Source organism: Exiguobacterium sp. U13-1, from assembly GCF_001750115.1.
In the GTDB taxonomy this organism is placed as follows: Bacteria; Bacillota; Bacilli; order Exiguobacteriales; family Exiguobacteriaceae; genus Exiguobacterium_A; species Exiguobacterium_A acetylicum.
On the sequence record NZ_CP015731.1, the window covers coordinates 2,844,605 to 2,857,591 of the forward strand.

Annotated in this window: 12 protein-coding genes; 2 read left to right on the forward strand and 10 right to left on the reverse strand. The window is 45.6% G+C overall.

What is annotated here, in order from left to right:
• Positions 1–4: 4 nt before the first annotated feature.
• From ESP131_RS14745 to ESP131_RS14795, 10 genes are all read right to left on the reverse strand, one after another.
• Positions 5–1,167, reverse strand: a protein-coding gene (locus tag ESP131_RS14745) for an IS3 family transposase (RefSeq protein ID WP_156772518.1) whose coding sequence is annotated in 2 segments (ribosomal slippage) — positions 5–891 and positions 891–1,167 — 1,164 coding nt in all. Because the reading frame shifts where the segments join, the coding sequence is not laid out codon by codon here.
• An 89-nt stretch (positions 1,168–1,256) separates the two neighbouring features.
• Positions 1,257–2,513 carry an EAL and HDOD domain-containing protein gene (locus ESP131_RS14755; protein WP_047393469.1) on the reverse strand — a complete coding sequence of 419 codons (1,257 nt, stop codon included), beginning with the start codon at positions 2,511–2,513 and terminating at the stop codon, positions 1,257–1,259.
• A 173-nt stretch (positions 2,514–2,686) separates the two neighbouring features.
• Positions 2,687–3,442: an alpha/beta hydrolase family protein gene (locus ESP131_RS14760; protein ID WP_051656293.1), complete on the reverse strand. Its 756-nt coding sequence runs from the start codon at positions 3,440–3,442 to the stop codon at positions 2,687–2,689.
• The gene (gene ytkD / locus ESP131_RS14765) at positions 3,414–3,887 is read right to left on the reverse strand and encodes an RNA deprotection pyrophosphohydrolase (RefSeq protein ID WP_047393467.1); all 474 of its coding nucleotides are present in this window, start codon (positions 3,885–3,887) and stop codon (positions 3,414–3,416) included. Before ytkD ends, ESP131_RS14760 begins: the two co-directional genes overlap by 29 nt.
• A 172-nt stretch (positions 3,888–4,059) precedes the next feature.
• Complete coding sequence (locus tag ESP131_RS14770) at positions 4,060–5,409, reverse strand: glucose-6-phosphate isomerase (RefSeq protein WP_047393465.1); 1,350 nt, start codon at positions 5,407–5,409, stop codon at positions 4,060–4,062.
• 113 nt (positions 5,410–5,522) lie between these two features.
• Positions 5,523–6,689, reverse strand: coding sequence for an iron-containing alcohol dehydrogenase (locus ESP131_RS14775; RefSeq protein WP_029342395.1), 1,167 nt, complete (start codon positions 6,687–6,689; stop codon positions 5,523–5,525).
• A 137-nt stretch (positions 6,690–6,826) separates the two neighbouring features.
• Positions 6,827–7,219, reverse strand: a complete 393-nt coding sequence (yugI, locus tag ESP131_RS14780) for a S1 domain-containing post-transcriptional regulator GSP13 (RefSeq protein ID WP_012371159.1) — start codon at positions 7,217–7,219, stop codon at positions 6,827–6,829.
• A 434-nt stretch (positions 7,220–7,653) separates the two neighbouring features.
• On the reverse strand, positions 7,654–8,697 hold the full coding sequence (locus ESP131_RS14785; protein WP_035406099.1) for a ribonucleotide-diphosphate reductase subunit beta: 1,044 nt from the start codon (positions 8,695–8,697) through the stop codon (positions 7,654–7,656).
• The gene (locus tag ESP131_RS14790) at positions 8,666–9,154 is read right to left on the reverse strand and encodes a flavodoxin domain-containing protein (RefSeq protein ID WP_023469116.1); all 489 of its coding nucleotides are present in this window, start codon (positions 9,152–9,154) and stop codon (positions 8,666–8,668) included. The genes ESP131_RS14785 and ESP131_RS14790 overlap by 32 nt, the downstream gene beginning before the upstream one ends.
• 18 nt (positions 9,155–9,172) lie before the next feature.
• Positions 9,173–11,440, reverse strand: a complete 2,268-nt coding sequence (locus tag ESP131_RS14795; protein WP_023469117.1) for a ribonucleoside-diphosphate reductase subunit alpha — start codon at positions 11,438–11,440, stop codon at positions 9,173–9,175.
• Positions 11,441–11,896: 456 nt separating this feature from the next.
• Here ESP131_RS14795 and ESP131_RS14800 point away from each other — a divergent pair, with 456 nt between their 5' ends.
• Positions 11,897–12,136, forward strand: coding sequence for a NifU N-terminal domain-containing protein (locus ESP131_RS14800; RefSeq protein WP_023469118.1), 240 nt, complete (start codon positions 11,897–11,899; stop codon positions 12,134–12,136).
• 56 nt (positions 12,137–12,192) lie between these two features.
• Entirely contained in the window at positions 12,193–12,987 is a 795-nt protein-coding gene (locus tag ESP131_RS14805) for a glycosyltransferase family 2 protein (RefSeq protein WP_047393462.1), read from the forward strand.

Here is a 12,987-nt window from a genome sequence, read left to right on the forward strand (position 1 = left end):
TTGATTAGGCTGCCTGTACACCGTATTTTTTCGGTGTCAGGTAGCCTAATTTTTCTTGGATTCGTTCTTCGTTATAGTAATTTAAGTAATTAGTAACGCGTTCAGAGACCTCATGGTCTCTTAGTGAATTAAATTTGACGTACTGGAATTCCTCGGACTTTAAATTAGAGTGGAACGATTCGATAACTGCGTTGTCCCAACAGTTTCCTCTACGAGACATGCTGCTTGTTAGGTGATTCCTTTTAACGAATTCTTGAAAGGCGTATGACGTATAAACACTTCCTTGGTCCGAATGAAGGATGACCCCTTCGGGATAGTTTCGATTCTCAAGCGCTATCTTCAACGTATCAATCACAAGAGACGTTTGTTGATGCTCGTATAACTTGTATGCGATGATTTCGTTATTAAAAAGATCCATGATGGTGGAAAGATATTTCGTCGTGCTGCCGTATTGGATATAGGTGATATCCGTCACCCACTTTTGATTCGGTTTACTTGCTGTGAAATCGCGCTTGATGAGATCCGGTGCCGTTATGATGCGCTCACCTTGAGACTTCCATCTTCGCTTCGGCTTGATCCGACATTGGAGATGGTGTTTTTGCATGATTTTCTGTACGGTATTCCGATTGGCTTTTAACTGATAGATTTGCTGTAATAATGCCTTTATTTTTCGATGTCCATTCCGATACTTCGTCTGTTTACTTAGTTCAATGACGGTTTTTTCGAGCACCGAAGGTGCTTTCACAGATTCCTTAATCCAACGGTAATAGCTTGCTCTTGGTACATTCAAAGCGCTAAGAATGGCGGTGATTGTATACTTTCTCCGAAGAAACTCTACAATTTTTATGACTACTTCTTTCTCAACTCTCTTTCGATTTCCATGTACTTTTTTAAGATCTCATTTTCCATCTTCAGATGTGACATTTGTCGTTCTCTCTTGTCATCCTCACTCGCAGAATATGGACCATGTCCATAGGTATATTGTTTACCGATTGGCTGATCAAATCGATAATGTTCGTTAGAGCGATACCATCTCATCCATGTTTTGATTTGAGATTCATTTTTGATTCCGTACTTCTCCATGATTTCTCTCGTCGTTAACTTACCACTCAGCTTATCTTTGACTACTGCCCATTTCACTTCACTTGAATATACGTTTTTGCCCATGCAAAAACACCCCCGATGTTAGTACTTTTTAAAAGTGTACCACTCCGAAGGTGTTTTATATTGTCTCAAAATTTTAGGTTAGCCCACTTTTAGTCTAAAACAGAATCCGTTTTTTCTTGAAGATGTGTTTCTTTTTGGTTGAGCCACTCCTGACTTTCTGCTAGTAGCGCATAGGAACGAGTAAGCGAGACACCTAAACGTTGACTGAGCAGTTCGAACTGATCAAAATCACCGCGATCTGCACTGATTGCAAGCACTAAACAATCCCGAAACGGATGATCTTTTCCTTGTAGAACGACCTTTAGAGAATCTTCAATTGGCAGTTGGTCGATGATGTCGTCGATATCCACAGACAATAACGCATCAATATGTGATAACAGACCGATCATATAAGCACTCTCCGGCTTTAACGTACGCGTCTCTTTCGCAAACAACTCGCAAAGTTTTGCACAATGTAAGGAAGACCGGAGTAACTCATTTGACCATTCGTAAGGACTAGCAAGCTTCATCTCGCGTAAGACAATTAACGAAATCCAGCTTTTGAGTTGCGAGAAGCCTAGCAATGAGATGGCTTGACGAACAGAGCTGACCGTATTTCGTAATCCCATGCCCGGAGAATTGATCAGTTGCAGTACTTGAATGCTGATATACGGATTTGCTTCAATCTCATCAATGACTTCATCGTATTTTTCGTCCGTATCGAGCCATTTTAGCATCTTCAGCAATACCGGCAATTGAGGAGGGACAGCTTTTCCCTTCATCAACATTGGCTTAGCGTAAAAATAGCCTTGAAACCAGTCATATCCCATGGCAAGACAACGTGTATGATCCTCGTGTGTCTCGACTCGTTCGGCAAGCATCTTAATATGGGGATAATTACGCCGGACAATATGCAAGATTGCACTTTGCTCGCGAGTGGGAATCGCTTCGATGTCGATTTTAATTAAATCAATTAGTGCAAATAATTCTGTTCCATGTTGACGAAGTAAATCCGTTTCAAAATCATCGAGTGCTAGCGTAAAACCTGCTTCTTTCCAACTGTGCAACACAGATAGCATCTCTGTATCGATGTCGACAGTTTCTAAAATTTCGATAACGAACCGACTTGGATCTAAATAGTGAATCAGATCACTTTTTAAGAGATCCGCCGTAAAGTTGACGAAAAGTTTTTTACCTTCAGCGACATGCTCCACACCCATATGAACAAGTGTATTCGTTAATACATCCATTGTCGCTAAGTCACCGTCGAATACATTCATTTGTTTGACGGAACGATACAGCAACTCAAATGCATCAACTGCTCCGATTCGGTCAACGATGGGTTGACGTGCTAATAAGATATCCATCGTCCTCCATCCCCCTCTACATTACTCATATGGTTCTAATTATATCAAAATTTATTTTTTAGGAAGTTTATTGTTTTTTACAACGAATCAATATTCTTTTTTTCCCATTATGTATGTAAGTTCAATTCTTTAGATGACAAAAAACCGATACGACATTCGTCGTACCGGTTACATCATCGATTATAGATACCAGTCTCAAACCAATTCAATACATTCCACGTCACACGTAACTTTTCGTGAATCGGAAATTGATGCGCGTAGGCGTAAGTCTGAAGCATCGTCTTTTCGGAATGACGCGCAGCATAAGCCGTCGCGTGGCGTAAACGAACGTTTTCATCATACGCACCGTGAATCAATAACACTTCACCTTGAGGTGCGACATGAAGCGGAGAGCGAACCGCGTATGCATCAGGAACCGTGTCGGGTGTACCTCCCGTGTAGCGACGAAGCATCTTTTGCATCGTCTTCTGCTCTTCATAGGTCCATTTCAACTCGGTCACCCCTGCCCACGACACCGTTCGGGCAACTGGACGATGATGCGCAAGGAGCAATGCCATCTGCCCACCACGTGAAAATCCGAATGCGTGAACATGCGAGACACGTTGCTGCAACCAGTCAAAGGCACTGCAGGCGTCTTCGATATCGTGATGACCGAAGTCTTCTTTTCCCGTACCGCCTAAATTCCCCCGATAGAAAGGTGCCATGACAAAAAAGCCAGCCTGTGCGAACGCGAGCAGTCGTGTCGGTCGGACCATTCCGATCGAACGCGTTCCACCACGCAAATAGAGAATTCCCTGACCATTTGCGACTTGCGGGAGTACGATATAGGCACCGACCCGTTCCCCATCCCCTGTGGTATAGAACATCCGAAACGTACGAAACGGACCTTGACGCGGAAGTTCAAACCAATCGGCGTTCGCTAAGTACACGGAGCGTCTCCGGAAGGACACGGTCCTTCATCATGAAGCTGTATTGTCGATTCGTATCGAGACGATCAGGGAGTTCCTCGAATAGAAAAGCACCATCTGTTTCATCCACGGCAAGATGAGACGACAATGATCCGATTTGCGCGAAATAGATGTTTTTGATGATCGTATCACCTTTTCCGGCAACACGATACTGTCCGACATATGAGAGAGAATCGATTTTCCCACCCGTCTCTTCCATCACTTCACGACGTGCGGCTTCTTCTGCTGTCTCACCTGGTTCAACCTTTCCGCCGGGAAATTCGTACCCACGCTGCTTATGATGGGTCAGCAACCATTTTCCTTCGTACACGGCAATGACCCACACGTGCAAGGGACGATCCGAGAACGGATGGTCATCAAAACTTAATTCCACTTGATTTTGATAATAATCCAAGAATGTAATCACGTACGTGCACCTCATTTCTTCTTCTAACTTCACTTTACCTGTTTCACGGGTATTCTAAAAGTGAAAACGCTAGGATTACCTGTAAATCTGGAAAATGATCTCCTACTATCATCCGGTAAACGCAAAAAAACAGCCGATGTTCCACAAGGGAACGATCGACTGTCGTTTCACATTACTTCAAACGTGCTTCGAGTTCTGCTTTTTCTGCTTCGAATCCTGGTTTCCCAAGAAGCGCGAACATGTTTTTCTTGTACGCTTCGACGCCTGGCTGATCAAATGGGTTCACTCCGAGGAGGTAACCACTCATCGCACAAGCTTTTTCGAAGAAGTAGAACAGGAATCCGAGGTGATACGGTGTCATCTCTGGAAGTTCGACCGTCAAGTTCGGTACTTGTCCATCCGTGTGCGCAAGCAACGTACCTTCTGCCGCCTTATCGTTGACGAATTGAATCGACTTGCCTGCAAGGAAGTTCAATCCATCGAGATCCTGAGCATCTTCTTCAACCGTCAACGCATGACGCGCTTGACCGACTTTGATGACTGTCTCGAACAGGTCACGACGACCTTCTTGGACATATTGTCCCATCGAGTGGAGATCCGTCGAGAAGTCGACTGCTGCTGGGAAGATCCCTTTGAAGTCTTTTCCTTCTGACTCGCCGTACAATTGTTTCCACCACTCCGATACATAATGAAGTGCTGGTTCGTAGTTGACGAGAAGCTCGATCGTCTTCCCTTTCGCATAAAGCGCATTTCGGACGACCGCGTATTGATACGCTTCGTTGTCAGCTAGGTTTTCGCTCGCATAGCGCTCTTGCGCGTCACGGGCACCTTGCATCAACTCTTCGATTGAAATACCAGCTGCTGCGATTGGTAATAGACCAACCGGTGTCAAAACAGAGAAACGGCCGCCGACATCATCCGGAATGACGAAAGTTTCGTATCCTTCAGAGTCTGCGAGTGTTTTTAATGCACCGCGTGCTTTATCCGTCGTTGCATAAATCCGGTGTTTCGCTTCTGCTTTACCGTATTTTTCTTCCATGAACGATTTCAAGAGACGGAACGAAATTGCTGGTTCTGTCGTTGTACCCGATTTTGAGATGATGTTGACCGATACATCTTTTCCTTCGAGGACTTCGAATAAATCGTGCAGATACGTCGATGAGATATTATGACCTGCATAGATGATTTGTGGTGCTTTGCGATCTTCTTTTGATAACAAGTTATGGAATGAGTGTCCGAGCATCTCAATTGCAGCACGCGCACCGAGATACGAACCGCCGATTCCGACGACTAACAACACATCAGAATCCGACTTGATTTTTTCTGCAGACGCTTGGATGCGTGCAAACTCCGCTTGATCGTAGTTCGTCGGAAGATCTACCCATCCTAAGAAATCACTTCCTGCGCCTGTTCCTTCATGAATCGCATGGTGAAGCGTCTTTACCGTCTCCGCCATATGATCTACTTCATGTTGACCTACAAATTGTAGGGCCTTCGAATAATCAAAACGTACTGTTGACATGCCATCGTCCTCCTTATTCATTCGCAACGAAATGCGACCTTCCTTTTCATTAAAACGCAAGAAGGAAGGTCGTTCAAGTCTTTTGTGAAATGAGTAGCAAATGTTACAGATTGTTATAGGGCAGCTGTCACGATTTGACGAACATCTTCGTTTCCAAGTGATTTGAAGTTTCCGAAGTCGCCGCGTGTCATCGCTGACTTGACGATTGAATCAACTGTATCTTCTTTGATGTCGTAATCAGCAAGACGGTTTGGTGCACCGAGTGATGTCCAGAAAGCGCTGATCGCGTCAATTGTCGCGTGTGCTGCTTCCATCTCTGATTTACCTTCCGTATCAACGTTAAAGACGTTCTCACCGAGTGTCACGAAGCGATGTGCATTTGATTCGTCAAGCACGTGGCGCATCCAGTTCGGGAAGAGGATTGCGAGTCCACCTGCGTGCGGGATATCGTGAACAGCTGAGACAGCGTGCTCGATGTTGTGTGATGCCCAGTCGCCGCGTGCTCCCATTTGAAGAACACCGTTAAGTGCCATCGTACCAGCGAAGAGAATCGTGCCACGAAGTTCAACGTTCTCGAGATCGTTGACGAGTTTTGGTGCTGCTTCGACGACTGCTTTCATGACACCTTCTGTCATCCGTTCTTGGACCGGTGCATGCGCAGGGTGGAAGTATTGCTCGAGGCAGTGGCTCATCATATCGACGATACCGTAGATCGTTTGATCTTTTGGCACACTGACTGTGTACTTCGGATCAAGAATTGAGAAAGTCGGGAACGTAAGCGGGCTGCCCCAACCGTATTTCTCTTGTGTCTTCCAGTTCGTGATGACCGATCCTGAGTTCATCTCAGAACCTGTTGCTGCAAGCGTCAAGACTGTTCCGAATGGGATGACTGTTTCTGGTGTTGCTTTACCGATGACGAGATCCCACGCTTCGCCTTCATAAGGAATACCAGCAGCAATCAATTTCGTGCAGTCGATGACAGAACCGCCACCGAGTGCAAGCAATGCGTCAACGCCTGCTTCCCGTGCGATTTTGATACCGCGCTCTGCTGTCTCGATACGCGGGTTCGGTTCGACACCGTCGCATTCGACGTACTCGATTCCTGCCGCGTTGAGTTCACGTGTAACATCATCATAAACGCCGTTACGTTTGATACTACCGCCACCAAAGACGAGCATGACTTTCTTTGCACCGAGTGCTTCGAGTTGTGGTTTCAGTTGGCTGACTTGACCGTCACCAAAAATAAGTCTTGTTGGATTGCGATATTCAAAGTTTTCCATCTGTGTTGCCTCCTCAATAAGTAATGAACACCTTACATTATCCACACATTCCCCTTTCGCATCTAATTTAATGCTTATTCTATGTAAAAACCGCATAAAAAAAAGAGAACCGACCGATGTCGATTCTCTCATGTGGCTTATTTTTGGAAGTTTGATTTTTCAATCCATTCTTCCAATTTACCTTTAAGAACGTTGAATCCAGGTGCTTCTTCTTGTTTGAAAGCAGGACCTGCATCGCGACGTCCAGCGTTTTTGCGTGGACCTTTCGCGCGTGCTTCACGTTTTGGAGCTTCCTGAGTTGCTTTGATCGAAAGCTTCATTTTTTTGTTAGCTTCGTCGATGTCGAGAACTTTAACAGTTACTTCATCGCCAACTTTTACGTAATCGTTGATGTCTTTTACGTAATCGTGTGAGATTTCTGAGATGTGGACGAGACCTTGTGTTTGCTCGTCAAGTGCTACGAAAGCACCGAAGTTTTGAATACCAGTTACTTTACCAGTAACGACTTGGTCTTTTTCAAAGTTTGCCATAATGTATACACTCCCTAACTAAATTCATCAACTTATAATAACACACTTTTCTTGTATCGTAAAAAATATTTTTGGAATTTGTTTATTTTTTATTTCACAAGGGAACATTTTAGTAGCAAGACTTCAAGTATTCCCCCTGATTCTGCCGAACTTTCCGAGTTCGGCCCTTTTTTTTGTTCTTTTGCTGAATTGACCTAAGTGACAAAGAAAAGTAATGCTTGAAACGAGAAAGACAAAAGACAGACAAGACTATTAAAAAACGGACAGTCTCGGTCTGCTCGTTTTCCGCGGACAAGCCCTCATGCCGCTTCAGATGCGTCGCATCTTCCAGGGTCATGATGACTTGTTTTTCCGCAGGAGTCGAGCAGAACCTCACCTGTCCTAGCGTAAAGGAAATATAGAGTAGAAGCAATCATCAATTATCTATTTATTACTTATAGATCGTCGAATCCATTCGCATCCGTTACTTTCGCATACGAACGTGATTTTTGTTCGAAGAAGTCCGATTTCGTCGCATTCATCGAATCATCCGAATACGCACGAATCCATGGCATGACGTCTTCGTCGTGCCCTTCATAAAGATCCGATAACCCGATGACGCGAAGGCGTTTGTTCGCGAGATATTTAACGTAGTCACGCATTTCGCTGACGTCAAGTCCATCTAAATCACGCAAGACATATTCGCTCCACTCGATTTCAAGATCAACGGCACGCTTGAACGTATCATAGACGAATTGTGTGAATGAGCCATCGGCATCAATTTCCGGATGCTCTGACAAGACAGCACGTAACAATTGGCTGATGAAGTACGAGTGTTGTAATTCATCCCGTTGAATGTAGCTGATCATCGTCGATGTTCCGACCATCTTTTGGTGACGCGCTAAGTTATAGAAGAAAGCAAAGCCTGAATAGAAGTTGATTCCTTCAAGAACGATCGAAGCAACGAGCGATTTCGCGAAGTTTTCTGGAGTCCGGTCATTTTGGAAATCTTCGTATAAATCAAGAATGAATGCATTACGCTTCATGACCATGTCATCATCTTTCGCGATATCGAAAATCCGGTTTTGTTCAGCCAATGGAACTAAGCTGGATAAGACGTAGCTGTACGATTGATTATGAACGACTTCCTGTTGCGCGATGATAGCGAGAATCGCATGAACAGATGAATCCGATGTGAACATTGCCGATTCCAAGATATAACGTGTCTGAACCGAATCAAGGATCGAGAGTAGCCCAATGATTCGTTTAAAGGCATCCTGTTCCCGTTCGCTCAGTTGATTCCACTGTTGCATGTCCTTCGACATTGAGATCTCATCTGGAATCCAGAAGTTCGATAACAATTGTTTGTAGATCGAATAAAACTGTGGATACGCAATGTCGTTCCAGTTGACGATGGCACTCGTTTCGCCACCGATGATCGCTGTCGCGCGATTTGGATGACGTGCATCAAGCAGTTTGATTTTTTGTAGCTGTTCCATGTGCTTCGACTCCTTCTTGCTGTAATTGAAGAATGGTCCGTTTCGTCCATTCCTTGACGAGATGCGGGCGATTGCGTGGTGACTGTTCGATTTTCAACAGTTCTCCAGCAAGCGGTACCCCGAATTTTGAGAGATGATATGCCATCTCATCAACGGCGCGACAATATTTGACGAACATTTTGTCCCCTGTTCCAAAAACAGCTGCCTGCGGAATCGCATGCGAACTCTCCTTCAGAACGGTTCTAAGACAGTCGCGCATATCGTCGGGCAGTTGCCCATCTCCCCACGTATACGAACCAAAATAGACGATATCATAAGGCATTAACTGATACGTCGTCACTTCGTCCGCAAACAACATCGTCGGCTCGATTCCCATCTCAGAACACGTCTTCGCGACGAGTTCTGCCACCTCCTCTGTGTTTCCACTCAATGACGCATATACGATTGCTGCCTTCATGATATCGTCCTCCTTATCTTATGATGAACACGATTCACATTCGTCGATCTCAACCGTTGTCGAACGCGTGTAGTAGATCGTCTTCATCCCGAGTTGCCACGCTTCCATGTGCATCTCGAGTAACTCTTTCGCCTTGACGTTGTTTTTCACATACAGATTGAAACTGATCGCTTGGTCGATGTGACGCTGACGTGAAGCATTTTGACGAATGCTCCATAACTGATCAATCTCAAACGCTGATTTATAGAACCAATTCGTTTCCGGTGTTAAATCCGGAACAGTGACTGGGATCTTATAGTTTTTCTTCTCTTCCGAGTAGACTTTTTTGTAGATTGGATCAATCGATGCCGTACTACCCGCAATGATCGCCGTCGATGAGTTCGGTGCGACCGCCATCAAGTATGCGTTACGCATTCCGTACGCCGTGATGTCGGCTTGGAGACGATCCCAATCAAGTTCATCCGTCGTTTTGTAGTGGCGACGTTTGATGTACTCTCCTGTTTGCCATTCTGAACCTTCGAAGAGACGGTACGCGCCCTTCTCTTTCGCAAGTTGCATCGACGCATCGATCGTCAAGTAAGCGATCTTCTCGTAGAGACGGTCTGCGTATTGTACCGCTTCGACCGATTCCCAACGGATGCCCTCGAGTGCGAGCAGATGGTGCCAACCGAACGTGCCAAGACCAACGGCACGGTATTTTTGATTCGTCAATTGTGCTTGCGGAACATCGATCGTATTCAAGTCGATGACGTTATCAAGCATCCGCATTTGAATCGGAATTAATCGCTCTAGGACGTCAGAACGAACTGCACGTGCAAGTGCGATCGATGACAAGTTACAGACGACGAAGTCCCCTGGTGTCTTCGTGACGATGATTTTACCGTCTTCCGTGTATTCTTCTGTCACGGTCGTCGGGCTCATGTTCTGCATGATTTCTGAGCAAAGGTTTGACGAGTAGATCATCCCTGCATGTTTATTCGGGTTCGCACGGTTAACCGCGTCACGGAAGAACATGTATGGCGTTCCTGTCTCAAGTTGCGAACGCATGTAGCGTTTGACGAGATCGATCGCCGGGACTGTTTTTTTGCTGAGGCGTGGTTCGTTGACACACGCTTCGTATCGTTCCGTGAAGCTGCCACCTTGCTCCGTCTCATCGAAGTAATCTTCGAGGCTGAAGCCCATGACCGTCCGAATTTCATGTGGGTCAAACAAATGCCAGTCTTCTCGTGCTTCGACGGCACGCATGAAACGGTCCGGTAAGTTAACACCTGTGAATAAGTCATGTGTCCGAAGTCGCTCATCCCCATTGTTGAGCTTCGCGTCCAGGAACTCGAGAATGTCTTTATGCCAGATGTCGAGATACACAGCGATTGATCCTTGACGCATACCGAGCTGGTCGACGCTGACTGCCGTGTTGTTCAACTGTTTCATCCACGGGATGACACCGCTTGAGACACCTTTGAATCCTTTGATGTCTGATCCGCGTGAGCGAATCTTACCCATGTAGACGCCGATTCCGCCGCCACCTTTAGAAAGTGTCGCCACGTCCGTGTTCGAGTCGTAGATGCCACGTAGCGAATCATCGACTGTATCGATGAAACATGAAGAAAGTTGACCGTAAGACTTACCAGCGTTCGAAAGCGTCGGAGTCGCAACTGTCATGTAGAGGTTCGACAATGCCCAGTAAGATTCTTTGACGAGTTCTAAACGACGTTCCTTCGGTTCGTTCTGCATCAGTGTCATCGCGATGACCATGAACCGTTCTTGTGGTAGCTCGTACAAGTTTTTGACGTGATCGCGTGCGAGGTACCGGTCTGCCAGAGTTCGAAGACCAATGTATGTGAACAAGTGATCGCGGGATGGATCAATCGTTGCCGACAGTTCGTTGATGTCTTCCTTCGAATACGCATCTAGTAAATGTTTCGTGAAGATGCCGATTTCTGTCAGTTTTTCAATCAGCGTATACAGCGAACCATATCGTTCTTCCGCTGCATATCCGCGATTTTCACCTGCTTCAAGGTATAACCGATTTAAGTAAGTCGCTGTCGCTACGAATGTCCAGTTCGGCTCTTCTGCCTTCAACATATCGAGTGCGTGCATCGTTAACAGTTCATAGACTTGATCGGCTTGTAGGGATTTTCCTTCAAGCGCTCGGATGGCACGTTCAGTATAGCGGTCGATATCAAGTTCCGGATACGTTTCCGTCGCCTGTCGGATCACGACATATACGTCTTCTATTGTCATTGCACCCTTAAAGATGCGTGCTGTATTCAGTGGAGATGCCACTATGAACCACTCCCATTCTCTATCGTTAAACAGGTTCGCATTACACGATGAAATACGCTAAACTAAAAAAAGACGTCCTACATATAGAAAGGACTCTACAAGTATCACTCTATATATAGACGTTTTAGCCGTTTTTAAACCTGTTAATGTACAAGATATAGGTTATCACTGAAATTCAAAAAAATAACCCCTTGCTTTGAAATTCAGGTCAAACAATTTGAAAAAGGCATCATGACGCCTTTTGAGATATATTGAGATAGCGAGTAAAATGCATTATAAGGTCAAGTGAACCGTTAAAATAAAGATGGTCCATTTCTCCTACTAGAAGAAAAATATTCTCTTCGAATTTTCTGATATACTGAACGTATCGATCTTCCGTCTATCAGGAAGAAGGATTCAATCCATCTATCACGAAAAGACGGCATATACGTATGTACGTTGAAAGGAGCTTACCTCATGCAAGTCGATTACACACCAAATCCGAATTCCGTCAAAATCACGCTCGAAGAACAGCGCTTCGGTGCTAAAAGTACGAGTGTCAAAAAAGAAGATACACCTGAAGATGCGTTGCTCGCATCATTGATCGCCCTCGATGGCATCGACAATCTGTTCGCTTACGGCGACTTCGTGACGGTTACGAAAGAACCAGAAGCAGAATGGAACGAACTGCTACCACGTATTGAAGCAAACATGTAAAAAACAAGAAGACACCTGTTCCTGGACAGGTGTCTTTGTTCAAGGAGCGATCACTGATGCCAACCGTATCCATCATCATTCCGACGTACAATCGTCCTCGTGAATTAGCAGAAGCGCTAGAAGCGTTGACACGTCAACATTATCAAGACTTCGAAGTCATCGTCTTAAACAATAATGGAGACGATGTCTCAGCAGTGACGACTGCATATCAGGACCGTCTTCAACTGACCTATGTCGAGTTACCTGAAAACCATCATGTTCGTGCTCGAAATCATGGTGTCACGCTCGCTTCCGGTCGGTATATCTTACTTCATGATGACGATGACCTCTTATTACCGAGTCACCTCGAAGAAGCGGTCGGCGATCTCGAAGCTGGTGCCGATCTCACCTATACAGACGCGGAACTCTTTACGTACCGCTGGGAAGAGGATCACCGGATTGCAATCGATTCTGAGCCATTCGCGTATCCGTACGATTCAGAGACGATTCGAGAAGACTCGACGTATATTCCGTCCGGGTCACTCTACCGTAAATCGCTCCACGATCAACTCGGTCCGTTTGACGAGGACGTCTTCAACTACTGGGACTGGGACTGGATCTTACGCGTCGGCAAGGATCATTTAATACTGCACCCGGCGCGCGCGACCGTCCTATATGCTTTCAATCCGTCGGGTAATCATGAATCCGCGCGTCAGGATGCGGCGCGACGCGTCTTTTTTGAACGCCTCGTTGAAAAACACCAACTTCCGACAACTGAAATGAAGAACTTTCATATCGTCCAGGCTGAGCGACGCGCACGATTGCGCCAGACCCGCCGTACCTTCAATGGTCAATTGACAGAAAGTGAGTGA